Source organism: Mycobacterium sp. MMS18-G62 (assembly GCF_053877835.1).
The window spans coordinates 20530-38865 of sequence record NZ_CM132662.1; the positions used below are offsets into that span (position 1 = coordinate 20530).

The window sequence follows — 18336 nt, forward strand, 5'->3', positions numbered from 1 at the left end:
CCGGATAGGCAGCTATTTGTCGTCGGTGCTTTTCTCAGCAGCCTTGCGCTTGCCATAGCGCTTCTCGAAGCGGGCCACACGGCCGCCGCTGTCGAGAATCTTCTGCTTGCCGGTGTAGAACGGGTGGCACTGCGAGCAGACCTCGACGTGGATCTGGCCACTCTTCTTGGTGCTGCGCGTGGTGAACGAGTTACCGCAGCCGCAATGGACCGTGGTCTCGACATAGTCAGGGTGAATGCCCGATTTCATGGTTTCCTCTTCAATCGTGGCTCCGGGTCGCCCCTCCAGGATCTGGAGGTGTCGGCGTGAACCGGAACCGAGGGTCAGCGGTCCATTATGCCAGTTCAACCGCCAGCAGCCTAAACGCGTCGACGGGTACGGCTATTCCTGCGTCGACGCGCGAACGTGGGTTACCGTCACGCCGTCACCGCCAGAAGCGTGTTGGTAACCCACGTTCGCGCGGCGGTTGGGTCGCTGAACACATCGGCAGATGTGTCTACCGTGGCACAATGCCCTGGTGACGAGCAGCACCGCCACCAAGAACGTCCGCGATCGCTTGATCGATGCGGCCGAAGTATGCATGCGCGCCAAGGGGATTCGCGCGACGACGGTCTCAGAAATCGCCGAGGTCGCGGGCGTATCGCGAGGTTGGCTGTATCGCCACTTCCCCGACAAGGTCACGCTGCTCGGCGCGGCGATCGTGCGTCTCAACGACACGTACTGGTCGGAAGCCCACGCGATGCTCGAGCAGTTCGAAGGCTTGGATCGCCAGATCGCCGCAGGTATCCGCCATGGTCGCACCGCCTACGACGACCCAGGGGCACTGCTGATGAAGCTGCGGATGGAAGAGCCCGACGAATTCGCGGCGTGTGCCGGGGCCGGCGTGCAGGGCCTGGTGCCCGACTTGGCCGACTTCTGGTCGCGCTATCTGATCGCTTCCCGCGACCGCGGCGAGATCCATCCCGACACCGACATCGCCGAAGCGTCGGAATGGATTGCGCGCGTGGTGCTTTCGCTTACCACCGTGCCCGGCGACACGCTCGACCCGGCTGATGCCGACGCGGTCGCGGCCTACATGCGGCGCTACGTGATGCCCAGCTTGAAGGCGGATCCGACGGTTTAGTCGGAGTCCATGTTGCCCGGAGCGGTCTTGGAGACCTGCACCAGGAACTCGTAGTTGGTCTTGGTCTTGCGCAGCTGGCTCATCAGCAGGTCGATGGCCTGATGCGGATCAAGACCACTCAGCACCCGGCGCAGCTTGTGCACGACGGCGAACTCGTCCGTCGAGAGCAGCAGCTCGTCCTTACGGGTGCCCGACGGGTTGACGTCGACAGCCGGGAAGACGCGCCGCTCAGCGATCTTGCGGTCGAGCTTGAGCTCGGCGTTGCCGGTGCCCTTGAACTCCTCGAAGATGACGGTGTCACCGGTCGAACCGGTCTCCACCATCGCCGTGGCGATGATGGTCAGCGAGCCGCCGTCTTCGATGTTGCGGGCCGCGCCGAGGAACCGCTTCGGCGGGTACAGCGCGGTCGAGTCGACGCCACCGGACAGGATTCGGCCCGACGCTGGCGACGCGTTGTTGTACGCGCGGCCCAGCCGGGTGATCGAGTCGAGCAGCACGACGACGTCCTTGCCCTGCTCGACGAGGCGCTTGGCCCGCTCGATCGCGAGCTCTGCGGCCTGGGTGTGGTCTGACGGCGGCCGGTCGAAGGTCGAGGCGATGACCTCTCCCTTCACCGAGCGCTGCATGTCGGTGACCTCTTCCGGACGCTCGTCGACGAGCACCACCATCAGGTGGCATTCCGGGTTGTTCTTCGTGATCGCGTTCGCGATGTCCTGCAGGATCGTGGTCTTACCCGCCTTGGGTGGTGACACGATCAGGGCACGCTGGCCCTTGCCGATCGGCATGATCAGGTCGATCACGCGGGTGGTCAGGCGATCGGGCGTGGTCTCCAGGCGCAGCCGCTGGTTCGGATACAGCGGGGTGAGCTTGGTGAAGTCCGGACGCTTCTTGGCGTCGTCGACCGGCTTGCCGTTGATGGTGTCGATGCGCACCAGCGGGTTGAACTTCTGCCGCTGGTTGGGCTGCTCGCCGTCCTTCGGCACACGCACCGCGCCGGTGATCGCATCACCGCGGCGCAGGCCGTTCTTGCGCACCATGTTCATCGAGACGTAGACGTCGTTGGGGCCGGCCAGGTAGCCGGAGGTCCGGACGAACGCGTAGTTGTCGAGCACGTCGAGGATGCCCGCGACGGGCTGGACGACGTCGTCCTCGCGCAGCTCGGTGTCGCGGTCGCCGCCACCGCCGCCCTCACCGCCACGCTCGCGGCGCCGACGGTCACGGAAGCGGCGGCCCCGACGGCCTCCGCGGCCCTCGCCGTCGTCATCGGCGTTGCCGCCGCGGTTCTGGCCGCCCTGATCGCCTTGCTGCTCGCCGCTGTCGGTCTTGGTGTCCGACTTCTCGGACTTGGCCTGGTCGCCGTCGGTGTCGGCCTTGTTCTGCCGGCCGGCGTCCTGCTTGTCCTGCTCTTTGGTCTGCTCGCCGCCGCCGGGCGCGCCGGTCCCACGAGATGCGGTGCGGCGCTCGCGGCGCTGTTGTGTCCGCTGCTGGTCGTTCGCGTCGCCTGAGCCCTGGTCTTCGGTGCCGGTCTCGGTCGCGGTGTCGGCTGCGTCAGTGGTGCCGTTGTCGGCGGCGGCCTCCGCCCGTGGCTTCCCATTGGACTCGCCGCGGCGCTCTTTGATGGCGGCGACGAGTTCGCTTTTACGCATGCCCGAGGCGCCTTCGACGCCGATCTCCTTGGCAAGAGCGCGCAGCTCGGGCAGCACCATGGTCGAAAGCGACGCGGCGCGATCGCCGGAGGCGACATCGGCCGTCGGCGCGGTCTCCGCGGTGGGCGTCGCAACCGGCGCGTCCGCGGGAGCCGCGGGAGTTGAAGTATCTGTATTCACGGTTTCCGGCAGCTCAACGTTGTTTTCGTTGCTGCCGCCAGCCGTGATGAGGTCCGTTTCAGTCACGGATTTCCTTTCTGTCCCCCGCTGATCGACTCACGCGAGGGTTCCGTTGCATTCAGCAAATGCACTGAATGCAGAGGTCCCACCATTGCCTCTGCAACGGTGATCGCAGGGTGTCGCCGGTGTACGGCGAACCGTCATCCACAAGAGGAATTGGTGATCGTCCTAGTGTCGGCGCAGGCTGAGACGCTGCGATTGCCGGACGAGAGCGAGAATAGCCCGCTTCGGTGCTGGAAGCAAGAAACACCATGATTCGCGTGTGACTCCTGTTACCCGGCGTCAGCGCTGGGTAGTCAACTCCGAATGGCTACGCCCGACGTCCACCGGACGCCGTCGCCCACGGTCATCTTGCTGACGGTGAACCCATTGGCGGCGCCGTACTCCAGGGCTTCTGCGGGCAGTTCTGGCTGAGTGCTCAACGCGATGACCGCAGGACCTGCCCCGGATAACACCGCCGCAACACCACAACGCCGGAGTATCCGCAGGTATTCCGCCGATGCCGGCATGGCACTGGCCCGCTGCGGCTGATGCAGGACGTCCTCCGTCGCTTCCATGAGCAGATCGGGCCGCTCGGTCAGTGCGACGACGAGCAGGGCCGCCCGGCTGAGGTTGAACCGCGCGTCGGTGTGGCTGACCTGCTCGGGCAGCAGCACGCGGGTTTCGGCGGTCGACGACCGCTCCTCGGGGATAGCCGGGAACAGGTGGATGTCAGGATGCAGCCGCAGAGGTACCGCCGCGTAGCGCGGCAGCACACCTTCATGCTCGGTCCACGACACCACTGCCCCGCCGAGCACGGCCGCGGACGCGTTGTCAGGATGCCCCTCGAACTCCGACGACAGTTGGATCAGTTCGACTTCTGTAAGAGGCTTTGAACCCGCTTGTACCACAAGACCGTTCACCACAGCGAGTCCGCCGACGACCGCCGCGGCCGATGAACCCAGTCCACGAGAATGGGGAATCGCGTTGCGGCAGCGGACAACCAGGCCCGGTGCGGAGAAGCCCGTCGCCTGTAATCCATGCTCGATCGCCCGCACGACGAGGTGCGAGGCATCCAGCGGAACCTGGCCGGCGCCTTCGCCCTCCACTTCGACCGTGAGACCCGATTCGGTTGTCTCGACGACGATCTCGTCGTACAGACTCAGCGCGAGACCAAGACTGTCGAAGCCGGGCCCCAGGTTGGCGCTGGAGGCCGCGACGACGGCGGTGGCCGTCAGCCCGGCCGACAGAGACTGCGTCACGTCGCTAGACCAACCCCAGCTTCTCGACCACGGCGACGGGATCGACCGGTAGCGCGGTCACCGAAGGCATGCCCTTGAGCGCGGTGTCGGGATCCTTCAGACCATTACCGGTCACGGTGCACACCACGGTCGAACCCTTGGCCACCCAGCCGTCCTCGATCGACTTGAGCAGGCCCGCGATGCTGGCCGCGGAGGCCGGCTCCACGAACACGCCTTCGGTGCGCGCCACCAAGTGATATGCGGCGAGGATTTCTTCGTCCGTGGCGGCCAGGAATCGGCCGTTGGACTGCTGCTGGGCCTCGACCGCGGTCGTCCAGGACGCCGGAGAGCCGATGCGGATGGCAGTGGCGATGGTCTCCGGCTCGGATACCGGCTCGCCCAGTACCAGCGGCGCGGCGCCGGCGGCCTGCGTGCCCAGCATCCTTGGCAGCCGATCCGCGAGGCCGTCGCGGTGGTACTCCTTGTAACCCTTCCAGTACGCGGTGATGTTGCCCGCATTGCCGACGGGAAGGGAATGCACGTCGGGCGCGTTGCCCAGCGCGTCGACGATTTCGAACGCCGCGGTCTTCTGTCCCTCGATGCGGAACGGGTTGACCGAGTTGACCAGCGAAATCGTCGGGAAGTCGGCGGTGAGTTTCCGGGCCAACTCCAGGCAGTCGTCGAAATTGCCGTCGATCTGGATGATCTTCGCGCCATGCATGACGGCTTGCGCGAGCTTGCCCATCGCGATCTTGCCCTGGGGAATCAGTACCGCACACGTGATGCCGGCCCGCGCCGCGTATGCCGCGGCCGACGCGGATGTGTTGCCCGTGGACGCGCACAGCACGGCCTTCTGGCCGCGGGCCACCGCTTCCGTGACGGCCATCGTCATGCCACGGTCCTTGAACGAACCGGTCGGATTCAAACCCTCGACCTTGAGATGCACGGTGCAGCCGGTGTACTCGGACAGACGCGGAGCAGGCACCAGCGGGGTACCGCCCTCGAGCAGGGTGATCGCGGTCCAATGGTCCTCGACCGGCAGCCGGTCGCGGTAGGCGGCGATCAGACCGGGCCAGGGCTGGTGAACCGCCGTGCGCGGTACCGTCATTCGCTGGTTCCTTCCATGCGCAGCACGCTGTTCACGCTTTGCACGACATCGAGATCGGCAAGCGCCGCAACGGTCTCCGAGAGCGCGGCGTCGGTGGCCTGGTGCGTGACGACGACGATGCGTGCGCCGCAACGCTGTCCGCCCTCGTCGACCATGCCCTCCTGGCGCACCTCGGCGATGCTGACCTCTCGCTTACCGAATTCGGTTGCGACAGCGGCCAACACGCCGGGCCGGTCGGCGACGTTCATGTTGACGTAGTACCGGGTCGGGATGAACCCGATCGGCGAGATGGGCAACTTGGCGTACTTGGATTCGCGTGGGCCGCGACCGCCCTGCACACGGTTGCGGGCAGCCATCACGACGTCACCCATGACGGCCGACGCGGTCGGTGCCCCGCCTGCGCCCTGGCCGTAGAACATCAACCGGCCGGCGGCTTCGGCCTCGACCACGACGGCGTTGAACGCGCCGTTGACAGAGGCCAGCGGGTGATCCAGAGGTACGAGTGCGGGGTACACACGGGCCGAAACCCGTTGCTGCCCTTCATCGGTGGTGAGGCGCTCGCAGATGGCGAGCAGCTTGATTGTGCAGCCGAGCGCACGGGCGGACGCGAAGTCAGCCGACGTCACCTTGGTGATGCCTTCGCGGTACACGTCGTCGGCGGTGACGCGGGTGTGAAACGCGATCGAGGCGAGGATCGCGGCCTTGGCGGCGGCGTCGTAACCCTCGACGTCTGCGGTCGGATCCGCTTCGGCATAGCCGAGAGCGCTGGCGTCGGCCAGTGCGCTGGTGTAGTCCGCGCCGGTGCTGTCCATCTCCGAGAGGATGTAGTTGGTGGTGCCGTTGACGATGCCGGCGACGCGCAGCACGTTGTCCCCCGCAAGGGATTGCGTGAGCGGGCGGATGACGGGGATCGCGCCCGCCACGGCAGCTTCGAAGTAAAGGTCGACGTGCGCGTGTTCGGCGGCCTGCGCGAGTTCGCCCGTGGACACCGACATCAGCGCTTTGTTGGCGGTGACGACCGACTTGCGCTGTTCGAGGGCGGACAGGATCGCCTTGCGGGCGGGCTCGACGGGGCCCATCAGCTCGACGACGATGTCGACGTCGTCACGGGACACCAGCTCTTCGATGTTGTCGGTGAGCAATTCGACGGGCACGCCGCGATCGCCGGCGACACGACGCACGCCGATTCCCCGCAGCTCCAGCGGAGCGCCGATGCGCGCGGTGAGGTCGCTGGCGTCCTCCTGAATGATGCGGACCACCTCGCTGCCCACGTTGCCGAGCCCCAACACCGCTACGCCGATGGGCTTTTCAAGACCATTCATTCCGTTACCTCCAGACTGAGTAGATCGTCGACCGTTTCCCGGCGCAGAATCAGGCGGGCACGCCCGTCGCGCACGGCCACCACTGCGGGGCGGCCGATCAGGTTGTAACGGCTGGACATGGAATAGCAGTATGCGCCGGTGGCCGCGACGCCGAGTAGATCGCCCGGCGCAACGTCGTCGGGCACCCATGCGTCTTTGACCACGATATCGCCACTCTCACAATGCTTTCCGACCACACGGCCTAGTGCCGGAGACGCATCGCTGGTGCGTGAGAGCAGGCGCACGTCGTATTCGGCGCCGTACAACGCCGTGCGGATGTTGTCGCTCATGCCACCGTCGATGCTGACATAGCGTCGATGTGCGGTCGGACTGACCGCGACATCCTTGACGGTCCCGACCTGGTACAGCGTGATCGTTCCGGGGCCGGCGATGGCGCGGCCAGGTTCCACCACGAGTCGCGGCGCGCGCAGACCGACCGCCGCTGATTCGTTGTGGACTATGGCGCCGAGCTTGGCGGCGAGGTCTTGCACCGGCGGCGGATCATCCTGGGGCAGATACGAAATGCCCAGGCCGCCGCCAAGGTCGACGATCGTGAGCTGGCTGGTCTTGTCGACACCGAACTCCGCGACGACGTCACGGAGCAACCCGATCACCCGATGGGCCGCGAGCTCGAAGCCGTCGACCTCGAAGATCTGCGAACCGATGTGGCTGTGCAGGCCAACGAGGCGCAGATGGTCGGTGGCGAACACGCGCCTGATCGCGTCCATCGCCGCGCCGCTGGCGAGCGACAGCCCGAACTTCTGGTCTTCGTGGGCGGTGGAGATGAACTCGTGTGTGTGGGCCTCGACGCCGACGGTGACGCGTACGAGGACGTCCTGGACGACGCCGGCGGCGCCGGCGATCTCGTCGAGGCGCTCGATCTCGGTCATCGAGTCGAGCACGACGTGACCGATGCCCGCCTTCACCGCGGCGGTGAGTTCGTCGACGGACTTGTTGTTGCCGTGCAAGGCAATTCGCTCTGGCGGGAAGTCGGCGTGCAGGGCGACGGCAAGCTCGCCCCCACTGGCGACGTCCAGCGACAGGCCCTCGTCGTTGATCCAGCGCGCCACTTCGCTGCACAGGAATGCCTTGGCGGCGTAGTGCACGTACTCACCGCCGCCAAATGCTTCGGCGATTTCACGGCAGCGCGACCGGAAGTCGTCCTCGTCGATGACGAAGGTGGGCGTGCCGAACTCGGCGGCGACGTCGGTGACGGGTACACCGGCGATCGAGACGACACCATCGTCGCCGCGAACGGCGTTGCGGGGCCAGACATTCGGAGCAAGTGTCAGAATGTCGGTCGGCGACTGCGGCCGGGGCGGGGCACCGCCGTGGTGAATCTCCTCAGCGTGCCTGGGGCCGGCGGGATGAGCGATCACATCCGCTCCGGAGCGGTGACGCCGAGGATGGCAAGGCCGTTGGCGATGACCTGACGGGTGGCTTGGCACAGCGCCAGCCGCGCCGCGTGCAGGTCGTTGGGTGGTTCGTCGCCTTGGGGCAGCACTCGGCATGAGTCGTAGAAGCGGTGGTAATCGCCTGCCAGGTCTTCCAGGTAGCGGGAGACGCGGTGCGGTTCGCGCAGGGCCGCAGCGGTTTTGAGTACGCGGGGGAACTCACCGATGTTGCGAATGAGCGTGCCCTCTTTGTCGTCAATGAGGAGCTCGAGGTGTTCGGTGCTGGGCACGATGCCGAGTTCGGCCGCGTTGCGGGCCAGGGCCGAGAGCCGCGCGTGTGCGTATTGCACGTAGTAGACCGGGTTTTCGTTGGAGGCCGATGACCACAGCGCGAGGTCGATGTCGATCGGAGAGTCGGCCGAGGAACGGATGAGCGAGTAGCGGGCGGCGTCTACGCCGATGGCCTCGACGAGGTCGTCGAGGGTGATGACGGTGCCTGCGCGCTTGCTCATCCGGATGGGTTGGCCGTCGCGGACGAGGTTGACCATCTGGCCGATGAGCACCTCGACGGTGGCAGGGTCTTCACCGAGTGCGGCGGCGACGGCCTTGAGCCGGGCGATGTAGCCGTGATGATCGGCGCCGAGCATGTAGATGCACAGGTCGAATCCGCGTTGGCGCTTGTCGAGGTAGTAGGCGATGTCGGCGGCGACGTAGGCGGGCTGGCCGTCGCTCTTGATGACGACGCGGTCCTTGTCGTCACCAAAGTCGGTGGTGCGCAGCCAGACTGCGCCGTCCTTCTCGTAGATGCTGCCCGCTTCGCGAAGCTTGGCGATGGCCTGATCGACGCGTCCGGAGCTGTGCATCGAGTCTTCGTGGGTGTAGACGTCGAAGTCGGTGCCGAAGTCGTGCAGCGATTGCTTGATGTGGGTGAACATCAGGTCGACGCCGATGGCGCGGAAAGTCTCGTGCATCTCGTCGGCGGGCAGGCCCAGCGCGTCGGGGTCCTTGGCGAGCACCTGGGTGGCGATGTCTTTGATGTAGTCGCCGGCGTAGCCGTCGTCGGGCGTGGGTTCACCTTTGGCGGCGGCGATCAGAGAGTTGGTGAAGCGGTCGATCTGGGCGCCGTGGTCGTTGAAGTAGTACTCGCGTACGACTTTCGCGCCTTGGGTGGTCAGCAGCCGGCCGAGGGCGTCGCCGACGGCGGCCCAGCGGGTGCCACCGATGTGGATGGGCCCGGTGGGGTTGGCGGAGACGAACTCGAGGTTGATGCTGTGGCCCTTGAGCACGTCGGAGTGGCCGTAGTCAGGGCCGGCGTCGATGACGTTGTTGACGATGACGCCCTGGGCGGAGGCCTCGATGCGCAGGTTGACGAAGCCGGGGCCGGCGACGTCGGCGGAGGCGATGCCGTCCTGCTCGGCCAGGGCCGCGGCGAGCCAACCGGCCAGCTCACGGGGGTTGGCACCGACTTTCTTGCCGAGCTGAAGGGCCAGGTTGGTGGCGTAGTCGCCATGTTCGGGGTTGCGGGGGCGTTCGACCGTGACGGTGGCCGGCAAGGCTGAGGCGTCGAGGCCGCGCTCGGCCAGCACCGCGGAGGCGGTGGACTTGAGCAGCTCGGCCAGGTCGGCGGGGGTCACGAGGGTCCATCCTATGGTCTGGGGTGGTCAGCCCCCGAATCCGTTTCCCGCCACTTCGATGCGTTAGGCTGTCGGAGCCCATCGGCGCAGTGTCTCTGTCATGCGCCCCCGTAGCTCAGGGGATAGAGCGTCTGCCTCCGGAGCAGAAGGCCGCAGGTTCGAATCCTGCCGGGGGCACAATCTGACCAGCGCAGACGTGCATCCGTGCATGATTCGTGCAATTCGGCACTCGGGGTGGACCCGAAACAGAGGAGTCAACGGCGAGCACTCGGGCACGAGTTGCACGCGGGCAACGTCGAGCGTCATCGACCGGCGGGACAGCATGCGCGTCGGCGTCGGCTTGTCGTACTACCAGGCGGAGGACACCGCTCCCACTTTCGTCGTCCATCTCGATAGCGACAGGGTCGACCCTGACGGCCATCTCCGGATTGACGAGGCGATCTGGTTGCGGGACCAGTGCCGCTACATCGCCGCCGCGCTGAATGTCATGGTTGCAAAGGAGGGTCTGACCTACTACTTGGACCGCCATCCGATCCCCGGTGGCGGGCCGAGTCCCCTTCGGCCAAGCATGGCGAATGGTGTTTCACGACGCGCGCGACCTGTTAGCTTCATGGCAGCCTGGCAACACAGAGAAAGTGGGCGCGCGATGCGCACAGCAAAATCACGAACCGCTCGACTTTCAGTGGCAGTGGGTGCACTGTCCGCCGCGTTTGCCGTTATCGGTGCACCGATTGCCGTCGCTCACGCAGACGATCTGACGTGTTCAAACGGGGAGGTAGCGATGGATGGCACCTGCGTTCCGCCCACGGACAACACCTCCTCTGCCATGGGGCTTCCGCAAGGCAACGTCAGTGACGTGGTTTCGTCGCTCAACAACCCGAGCCTGTTCGAGCCTCCCTACCAGCTCACCGAAGCAGAGGTGGCTTCGCCAGGGTTCAATGCGCATCCCGGTGGCGGCGGCCATCGTTAAGAGTGGATCTCATAGGGTCCACGTGACCCAGATATCTGCATAACGGCGATCCTGTATCGGCTCGCGGAGCACGCCGCTACTGACGCCACAGCCATGGTGTCAGTCCCCGAAAGCTGCGCGCGCCGCCCTTACTAGAGCGCGTCATTACCACGATGTTGTTCGGCCGCGATCAGGCCTACCTCGACCAGCCATGGGTCAGTGCGCGCACCATCCAGGTCGAATCACCCGGCCTGAGCGTTGTCGACTTCGACATCTCCAGAACCGAAATCGAAGACTTCTGCGCGAAAGGCTATGCAGCGGCGCAGGATTTCCTGTCACGGTGGGATTGGCACACCTATCGCGACCGGTTCAGGTGACAAAATTTTTGAGGGTCCTTGCGATAGCGAGGTCGCGGACTTCGCGGCCCAGATATGACATCGGACCTCAGCCAGATACCGTGCACTGGTTGGGATCTAGCCAACCCGTCACCAGAACCTTCGGTGAATACTGGCTCAGTACTCGTCAACCACCGGCGCGGGATTGAGCACGCCATTGGCGTACGCCGACAGGACCGGCCAGGTGTCGGGGCACATGCCGTTCGCCGCCGCCCCCATGATGGTGCCTGTCTCGTAGTCCGCGTAGCCGAGTTGTCCAAGTTTGACGACGACTGTTCCCGGCGCAGTACCGATCCGGAGATCGTGGCAGGCAGCCTTGCCGAGGTCCATCATGTCGGAAATGCTGCCGTTGACGTAGACAACACCGGCATCGTCTAGCGCCGAGATGAAGTCGTATTGGTCTGCATTGGCCGGCGCGGCGAGGCCCATGGCCGTCGCGATGGCCGCGGCAGAAATGATCAGCCGCTTCATTGTTCAAGAACTCCTGTGATGCGTGAATTATTTGATGCTGCAAGAGAAATCGAGCGGATTTTCTTGCTCTCGGTCACACCCACCCCCGATAGGAACCGGACCGTGCATCAAATTGTCGCTCACAGCGCGCATCGACAAATCGGGTGTTTCCCTATGCCCCACAAGGTCGATTGGCAGACACAACGACGGCCACCTCGCAAGCTACGAGGCGGCCATCGCGTCAGTAATTTACTTCCACCACTTCCAGGGCTGATCCCAATGCCCCGGCGGCGGGATAAACGGAAGCTGGGCGATATGCCCAGGCGACGGGACTAATTGCCCAGGCGGCGGCACTGGATCACACCAGCCCCACCAGCACCAGTCGTCATCGGCTTGAGCCGGCCCCGCACCGATACCGACCGAAGCAAACCCGAGCGCCCCCAAGACCGCTGCCCCTGCTGCCATCTTCTTCAGTTTCATCATCGTGAACTCCTCTATCAGCTGGCTGCCTCGCCGCTACCAAGGAAGGCGGCTTGCCGGACACTGGCAAAACGGCAAGGCGCTCACGACTATTTTCCTATATGTTTATCGTCCCACCGGACGCGCCCGTTAGCCACAATGGCGGCGCCGCTTGCTAATTCAAGGAGTTGCGTATGGGCAACGAATGTCTTTCCGAATCACTGAAGGTGCTCGACGAGCTTGGCTACCGCGTGGTGTATGCCAGCTACGACGAGAACCCCTTTCAAGCGGGCTGGCATCCTCCCCTGAACCCAGGCGAGTACTACATAGAGACGTGGATGCCCGACTGGGCCGGCTACAGCCAAGAACATGTCATCCACGTCGAAGTCGATCCGGCCCGCCCGCTGCCGGAGGGCCTCCTCCTCAGGTGAGCCGCAACCGTCAACGGCCACCGCAGTCGCCTGCGCTGCTGCGCTGTCGCCAGCCGGGCAGCCAACCAAAATCCCGTCACGCGAAGAAAACTACAGAGGCCCTCTGACACAGCATTATTTGTGAACGGCTGTGAAATCACTCGTCAAATATGGCGACGGCCCGTGTCCAACCCGCCGACGCGGCGTGGATTTTGACCGGGAAGCAGGCGACCTGAAAGCCGTTGGGGGGCAGGTCTTCCAGGTTGTGGAGTTTCTCGATGTGAGAATATCCGATGGTTCGTCCGGCACGGTGCCCTTCCCAGATCACCGTGGGGTCATGGTCTTTGGCGTAGCGCCGCGCGGTGTAGACGAACGGGGCATCCCAGCTCCAGGCGTCGGTTCCGGTGAGGCGCACGCCGCGTTCAAGCAGATACAGGGTGGCCTCGCGACCCATCCCGCACCCCTTGCTGACGTACTCCGGCTGGCCGTAGTAGCGCCCTGCGCTGGTGTTGACCAGAACGATTTCCAACGGCGCCAGGGTGTGGCCGATGCGGGCAAGCTCGTGATCGACGTCAGCGGCGGTGACGACATACCCATCGTCGAAATGGCGAAAGTCCAGTTTCACTGCCGGCTGCAGACACCACTCCAGCGGCACCTCGTCGATGGTGATCGCCCGCTTGCCGCCGTCCATGGTCGCCGAGTAATGGTAGGGAGCGTCAACATGCGTGCCGTTGTGCGTGGTTATCCGCACCCGTTCGATGGCCCATCCTTCGCGGTCTGGCAGGTCATCGATGGTCGCCCCAGGGAAGAACGACACCACCTCCGCCGCGGTCTGGGCATGGTCGAAATAATCGATTTCCGGTAAGTGCCCGGGTGGATCCGAGGCGATCCCGGCTTGCAGCGGAACCGATATGTCAACGAGCCTGCGCATGCGAGCCATCGTACTTTCGTTCCCAACTACCCAAGCCGGTTTGCATGGGCCGCTGCGTGCTCGCTTAGTCGCCGTGCCGGAACCAGGCCACGAAGAACGTGACCATCGCGGCCACTAACGTGATCAGCACCCAAATGAAAATCGCCTGGTCGATCCATGAACCCGGAGGAGGCGCTCCGGGAAGGACGTTCCGCAGCGGAACGATCGCGAAAAGCATTGCAGCATACCAGGTCCCAAAGGCAGGCTGAAATTTCTTTCTTCCGCGTATGGTCTCGATCGCGACGAACAGCGCCAGTGCGGGCAGAGTGACGACCACCAGGCAGATGCCCAGATCGAAGGCGAGGGGCCCTCTGGCCCGTTCGAAGGTTATCGTCGCATCGTCTTCTCTTGCCGACGACTGGGTCGCGGGGCCGCTGCGGGTACTGCGAATGTTCCAGCCATAGAGATCGCCGGTCACTTCTACCCGTGCCGGGACGAATTCGCGGTTGTCACCCGAACCGACCAGCACTTCGGCGCTGATCGTGTCGGTGGTAAAGCTGTCGAATGGCCATTCTTCCGCGTCGCCTGATGCCGCAATGCTGGTCGTGAGCGAGGAGGGCACGTGCCCTTTCGCATATTGCAGCTCTCCAAGGTCGCTCGACGGATACAAGCGCACAGTAAGATCGGCGGCGAGTACGTCCAGCTGTTGATCCATCAATGATTCGTCGGGTAAAACGAGAACCTTTACATCAAGCCGGTTTTCGGTTGTGTGAAGCGCTTCGAGAGTCACTAGAACCACGGTGTCGGATACGGTCCCCAAATCGGGCGGATCCAACGGCTGTGAGGTACTCGATAACCACTCATAGCCCAGAAGCGAACCGACGTACACCAGCAGGATCGCCAACACCGTGCCGGCGCTGGTAAAGATCGTGCGTAGTCGCTTTCGTCGCATCGACCCTTGCGCACCATCGGCCACAACCGGCAGATGCTATCGGTATACGTAAACGCCTGTCAGCGTTTCTGGTGAACACTGAGCCTCAATTGTCGGCGAAGTTCGAATTCGACTTCGTCACGACCGCGCCAACCCGAGGGTTAAGACTTCCCGAAGCTCTGGGCCACATGGCATTACGACTGGACAGCGACGCGCTCTAAGCGAAGTCCTTCACCACGTCGGCCATTCGCCGCACCTGTTCGACGTCCGCGCTCGTCGGAATCAAATAGATCTCGTCGGTGCCGATCGCCTCGAATTTCCTTAGCACGTCATGCAATTCGTCGTCGCTTCCCGCCCAGCCGGTGGTAGGCGCCATCGCGTCGACGACCCCGCCAGGGATCCAGTTCATGTAGTGACGCAGATGCCGATGGATCTGCTCCCGGGCATCGTCGCCAATCGCGAACCAGAACGACGTCGCCAGGTGGGGGTTCGGCTTACCGGCCTCCGCCCACGCCTGGCGTGCGACGTCGAACAGCTCGTTCTGCTTGTCGACGTCCAAGTCCAGCGTCGTGCCGGCCAGTCCCTCCGCCCAACCCGCGGCGCTCCGCACGGTCTTCGGGCCCATCGTGCCCACCAGCAGCTGCGGGCCGCCGGCCTGAACGGGCGACGGCCCAACCGGGACGACGGTCTCGGTCACCTTCTCGCCGGCCCAAACCCGCTTCATCAAGGCGACGGCCTCGGCCATCGCCCGCATCGTCTGCGTCGAGGGATCGGCACCAACGGCGCGATAGTCCTCGTCGCGTCCACCGACGCCGAGGCCGACCGTCAACCGTCCGCCGCTGAGCACGTCACCAGTGGCCAGCCCCTTGGCCAGCATCACCGGATCATGCAGCTGGGGCACGATCACCGTCGTCACCAGCCGCACTCGGTCCGTCCACGCCGCCAGCGCACCCAACAGCGTCAGGCTCTCGGGATTGTCGAATGCGATCCGCTCGCCCCAGCACAGCGACGAGAACGGGCCGTCGTCGATCACGCGAGCCCAGCCCTTCAGCGTCGCCGCATCCAGGCTGGGCTCCATCACCGGCATGGTCATTCCGATTCGCACGACGGCGATTCTGGCATGGCCGCGCGTGACTAACTCCGGCGCAGGCCGATGACCCTCAGCAATTCCGGTCGCCGCATCGCCAAGCCGACCCACATGAGCACGCCGAGGTACACCGCGAACAACGTGTGGGTGAACAGAGGCGACTCGACGCGCATGTTGGCCGTGACCGCCCCACCCAAATACGCGGTGATCCCGAGCGCGCCCAGCACCGCGGTACGCGGGATCACATACACCGCAACGCAGATGGCGAGGACGAGGCCCATGATGAGTGCCTGGCCGGGTGGGAATCCGAGTGTTTCTGTGCCCTCCTTCACCTGCGGCACTCCTGCGAGCTTGCCGGCGGCGTCGAACACCAGAAACGCCGTGACCAGCGCGCTGATGACGATTCCGGTCTTGCGGGCCCGCGGGTGTTGCTCCGCGCCGTCGTGGACGGGTTCGGTCGAGGTGACGGTCATGATGCTGCTCCCTGTTGTCGTCGAGGTGGTGACGCTTAGACAGACAGCGGTACCGCCGGAAAATCATCGCGCCGCGGCGCCTGGCACCATGAGGCCATGCCGATCAGCACCTCTTCCATTGCCCACGTCCGGTTGACCGTCACGGACATCGAGCGGTCGCGACAGTTCTACGAGAGCGTCTTCGGATGGCGCATCCTCATCGAATCGCCCGAGAACGCCGACGAGGCCACCCGTGAGGCGCTGGGCTTTCTGTTCGGCGGTGTGATCTACGACCTCGGCGGCGCGCTGATCGGCCTTCGGCCCGTCGCGACAGACGCCTTCCATGAAGACCGCTGCGGGCTGGACCATCTGGCCTTCCGCGTCGGCAGCAAGTCCGAATTAGACGATGCAGCAAAGCATCTCGACGACCTGGGCATCACGCATGAGCCCATCAAAGACATTGGGCCGTCTTACATTCTGGAATTCCGCGACCCAGACAACATCGCCCTGGAGCTCACCGCGCCGAAGTAGCTAGCCGCGGGTGAGGCGGGCGACTCCGCTCCAGGTCTTGCCGCCGGGGTTACGCGGATCGGGCTGCGGCAACCACGCCAGAAACCGCATCCACCGCGGCACCCGATGGTATCGATGCGCGACGGTGAAGACAGATTCCACTTCGACGGTGCGCCAGCCCAGGTCTTCGAAATATGAAAGGCCGTTCGCCGGCGCGAACTTGAAGGGTGCCCTGCCCATCAAGCCGCGGGTCGACTTGTTCATCCGCTTCTGAAGGCCCGGCGACGAGAAATCGAGCATCCACCACGCGATCTCGGGCCGTGTGAACGCATCCGACAGCGCACGGACGTCGCTTTCCTCCAGATACATCAGCAGACCCTCGGTCAGCACAAGCGCTTTCGTGACACCCTCGAGTTCTTCGTTCAAGAACGCGTCCCGCGCGGCCGGATCGGCGAGGTCGACGGCGTGTCGCGTCAGCCGGCACCGCGGTGTCTCGTCGGCCAACAACTCCGCTTTTTCCGCAAGCAGGTCCGGTAGATCCGCTTCGACCCAGGCGAAATCGGACGGCAGGTCCAATCGGTACGGCCTGCTGTCCAGGCCGGCGGCCAGGTTCAGAACCTTGTCGCAGCCGTCGGCTATCGCCGCGGTGATCGCGTCGTCGATGATCTTGGTGCGCGCGACAAGCCACCAACCGTTGCGGATCGATCGAGGCGCCGCGGCCACGATGGCACGGCCTTGTTCCCCGGCAAGCCGGTCGGCGAGCGGATCGTGGAACAACGCATCCGGACGTGCCGATTCGATCGCCCGATAGGTCGCCACCCAACGAGCGGTATCCGAGACGTGTGAAATCAGGGGCTCTGTCACATTGCGAGTGTGCCACGCACGCTAGGTAGCAGACGTCGGGTCCTTGTGCGCCTTGACGGGGCCGGCCGGCGGCGGTGCGAATATGTTGCCGCGCAAGCCACCTCGTAACGTCCGCACCGCCACCAGACACCACGTGCTCAGTAGCCCGACGTACGCGATCGCGGCGGCCACGCGGAACGCCGGCAGACCGGTGTGCACGGCCAGTTGCGTAGTACCGGTGACGAAGGTCCCGACTGGGAACGTCAGGCTCCACCAGGTGAGCGCGAACGGCATCCCGCGGCGCGCGGTCCGGACGGTCAATGCGGTGGCCAACGAGATCCACAGCACCGCGAATCCCCACACCGGAACGCCGTACAGAACCGCGAAGACGCCCATGCCGTCCGCCAATTGCGGGGCGACGGCCAGCGCGGCGTTGGTACCGAGAAGGCCTGCGGCCGTGATGGATTGGCCCAGCGGGCCCAGCACGATCCACAGCGTCGGCACGCGCGCGGTGCCCGACGTGCCGAAGTGCGCGAGGCGACTCCACACCATCGTGATGATGATGAGCGACGCGACGAGCGACAGCCCGAACATCGCATAGCAGCCGTAGAGCATGGTTTGGCGTCCGGTGCCCGGCGCCATGTGCGGGATCAGCAGCGCGCCCGTCGCCGCCGACACCATCGGTGGCACCACCGGCATCAGCCAGCCGCCGAATGCCGCGTCGGGCTCGACGCGGTACTGGGTGAACATCAGATACGGGATGCTCATCGCGGTGAACAGGCCGCCGAGCGTCCCTGCCGTCCACAACACCCAGTGGAGGTCGACGGCCGCCCGCAGGCCGATCAGATCTTTGCCGACGAGGACCGCGCCGGCCCCGACCGTGAGCAACGCCATCGGTGCCGCGCCGTAGAAATGACCCATCTGCGGGTTGTACGCGTGACTGCGGGCCACGGTCGGGTGCCGCACCCAATGCGCGACCTCCGCGAGGATGAGGATCACCAGCCATACCGTCGCCGCCACCCACACCGCTTCGGCGAATGCCCGTAACCCGGGCACATGCAGCGGCAACGTCGCACCGGCCGTGGCCACGATGCCCGTTCCCATGACCGATGCGAACCAGTTCGGGCCCAGATTGCTCACTAGCCGGTGCCGCTCAGTCGTCGTCATTTGGTCATCATCGGCTGTGGGGGTTTTCCCCCGGCAGCTTCTCGGGA

Annotated in this window: 20 protein-coding genes and 1 tRNA gene; 6 read left to right on the forward strand and 15 right to left on the reverse strand. The window is 65.0% G+C overall.

Features of this window, described 5'->3' with window-relative positions; all coding sequences use genetic code 11:
• Positions 1 to 12 precede the first annotated feature (12 nt).
• Positions 13 to 249 (reverse strand): 50S ribosomal protein L31, encoded by a 237-nt coding sequence (gene rpmE / locus ACWW36_RS00105; protein WP_456139602.1) that lies wholly within the window; start codon positions 247 to 249, stop codon positions 13 to 15.
• A gap of 268 nt (positions 250 to 517) precedes the next feature.
• Between rpmE and ACWW36_RS00110 the strand changes: the two genes are divergently transcribed.
• The gene (locus ACWW36_RS00110; RefSeq protein WP_456139603.1) at positions 518 to 1123 is read left to right on the forward strand and encodes a TetR/AcrR family transcriptional regulator; all 606 of its coding nucleotides are present in this window, start codon (positions 518 to 520) and stop codon (positions 1121 to 1123) included.
• On the opposite strand, the gene rho is transcribed toward ACWW36_RS00110, so the two are convergent.
• The 6 genes from rho to argS form a co-directional block, all read right to left on the reverse strand.
• Entirely contained in the window at positions 1120 to 3015 is a 1896-nt protein-coding gene (gene rho / locus ACWW36_RS00115) for a transcription termination factor Rho (protein WP_456139604.1), read from the reverse strand. The genes ACWW36_RS00110 and rho overlap by 4 nt on opposite strands.
• Positions 3016 to 3305: 290 nt before the next feature.
• Entirely contained in the window at positions 3306 to 4250 is a 945-nt protein-coding gene (gene thrB / locus ACWW36_RS00120) for a homoserine kinase (RefSeq protein ID WP_456139605.1), read from the reverse strand.
• Between the two features lie 4 nt (positions 4251 to 4254).
• A complete protein-coding gene (gene thrC, locus ACWW36_RS00125) occupies positions 4255 to 5337 on the reverse strand; it encodes a threonine synthase (RefSeq protein ID WP_456139606.1) in 1083 nt (360 codons plus the stop codon).
• Positions 5334 to 6659 carry a homoserine dehydrogenase gene (locus ACWW36_RS00130; protein WP_456139607.1) on the reverse strand — a complete coding sequence of 442 codons (1326 nt, stop codon included), beginning with the start codon at positions 6657 to 6659 and terminating at the stop codon, positions 5334 to 5336. Before ACWW36_RS00130 ends, thrC begins: the two co-directional genes overlap by 4 nt.
• Positions 6656 to 8077, reverse strand: coding sequence for a diaminopimelate decarboxylase (gene lysA, locus ACWW36_RS00135; protein WP_456139608.1), 1422 nt, complete (start codon positions 8075 to 8077; stop codon positions 6656 to 6658). Before lysA ends, ACWW36_RS00130 begins: the two co-directional genes overlap by 4 nt.
• Complete coding sequence (gene argS / locus ACWW36_RS00140; protein ID WP_456139609.1) at positions 8074 to 9726, reverse strand: arginine--tRNA ligase; 1653 nt, start codon at positions 9724 to 9726, stop codon at positions 8074 to 8076. The genes lysA and argS overlap by 4 nt, the downstream gene beginning before the upstream one ends.
• Before the next feature lie 104 nt (positions 9727 to 9830).
• Between argS and ACWW36_RS00145 the strand changes: the two genes are divergently transcribed.
• The 3 genes from ACWW36_RS00145 (at position 9831) to ACWW36_RS00155 (ending at position 11052) form a co-directional block, all read left to right on the forward strand.
• Positions 9831 to 9903 (forward strand) — tRNA-Arg (locus tag ACWW36_RS00145).
• A gap of 145 nt (positions 9904 to 10048) precedes the next feature.
• On the forward strand, positions 10049 to 10696 hold the full coding sequence (locus ACWW36_RS00150) for a hypothetical protein (protein ID WP_456139610.1): 648 nt from the start codon (positions 10049 to 10051) through the stop codon (positions 10694 to 10696).
• 152 nt (positions 10697 to 10848) lie between these two features.
• Positions 10849 to 11052 (forward strand): hypothetical protein, encoded by a 204-nt coding sequence (locus ACWW36_RS00155; protein ID WP_456139611.1) that lies wholly within the window; start codon positions 10849 to 10851, stop codon positions 11050 to 11052.
• 135 nt (positions 11053 to 11187) lie between these two features.
• On the opposite strand, the gene ACWW36_RS00160 is transcribed toward ACWW36_RS00155, so the two are convergent.
• Together ACWW36_RS00160 and ACWW36_RS00165 are read right to left on the reverse strand one after the other, a co-directional pair.
• The gene (locus tag ACWW36_RS00160; RefSeq protein WP_456139612.1) at positions 11188 to 11541 is read right to left on the reverse strand and encodes a DUF732 domain-containing protein; all 354 of its coding nucleotides are present in this window, start codon (positions 11539 to 11541) and stop codon (positions 11188 to 11190) included.
• 228 nt (positions 11542 to 11769) lie between these two features.
• Positions 11770 to 12003, reverse strand: coding sequence for a hypothetical protein (locus tag ACWW36_RS00165; protein ID WP_456139613.1), 234 nt, complete (start codon positions 12001 to 12003; stop codon positions 11770 to 11772).
• 170 nt (positions 12004 to 12173) lie between these two features.
• Between ACWW36_RS00165 and ACWW36_RS00170 the strand changes: the two genes are divergently transcribed.
• Positions 12174 to 12410 carry a hypothetical protein gene (locus ACWW36_RS00170; protein WP_456139614.1) on the forward strand — a complete coding sequence of 79 codons (237 nt, stop codon included), beginning with the start codon at positions 12174 to 12176 and terminating at the stop codon, positions 12408 to 12410.
• Between the two features lie 136 nt (positions 12411 to 12546).
• On the opposite strand, the gene ACWW36_RS00175 is transcribed toward ACWW36_RS00170, so the two are convergent.
• The 4 genes from ACWW36_RS00175 to ACWW36_RS00190 all read right to left on the reverse strand — a co-directional run bounded on the left by ACWW36_RS00175 (position 12547) and on the right by ACWW36_RS00190 (position 15790).
• Positions 12547 to 13320: a cyclase family protein gene (locus ACWW36_RS00175; protein WP_456139615.1), complete on the reverse strand. Its 774-nt coding sequence runs from the start codon at positions 13318 to 13320 to the stop codon at positions 12547 to 12549.
• Between the two features lie 64 nt (positions 13321 to 13384).
• Positions 13385 to 14251, reverse strand: a complete 867-nt coding sequence (locus tag ACWW36_RS00180; protein WP_456142308.1) for a DUF4436 domain-containing protein — start codon at positions 14249 to 14251, stop codon at positions 13385 to 13387.
• A gap of 196 nt (positions 14252 to 14447) precedes the next feature.
• The gene (locus ACWW36_RS00185) at positions 14448 to 15323 is read right to left on the reverse strand and encodes an LLM class flavin-dependent oxidoreductase (RefSeq protein WP_456142309.1); all 876 of its coding nucleotides are present in this window, start codon (positions 15321 to 15323) and stop codon (positions 14448 to 14450) included.
• Between the two features lie 41 nt (positions 15324 to 15364).
• Complete coding sequence (locus ACWW36_RS00190) at positions 15365 to 15790, reverse strand: DoxX family protein (protein WP_456139616.1); 426 nt, start codon at positions 15788 to 15790, stop codon at positions 15365 to 15367.
• Between the two features lie 96 nt (positions 15791 to 15886).
• On the opposite strand from ACWW36_RS00190, the gene ACWW36_RS00195 reads away from it, so the two are divergent.
• A complete protein-coding gene (locus ACWW36_RS00195; protein ID WP_456139617.1) occupies positions 15887 to 16300 on the forward strand; it encodes a VOC family protein in 414 nt (137 codons plus the stop codon).
• Here ACWW36_RS00195 and ACWW36_RS00200 read toward each other — a convergent pair whose 3' ends face one another.
• Complete coding sequence (locus ACWW36_RS00200; RefSeq protein WP_456139618.1) at positions 16301 to 17143, reverse strand: class I SAM-dependent methyltransferase; 843 nt, start codon at positions 17141 to 17143, stop codon at positions 16301 to 16303. It abuts the gene before it with no gap.
• Between the two features lie 21 nt (positions 17144 to 17164).
• Positions 17165 to 18289, reverse strand: a complete 1125-nt coding sequence (locus tag ACWW36_RS00205; RefSeq protein ID WP_456139619.1) for a TDT family transporter — start codon at positions 18287 to 18289, stop codon at positions 17165 to 17167.
• Between the last annotated feature and the right edge of the window lie 47 nt (positions 18290 to 18336).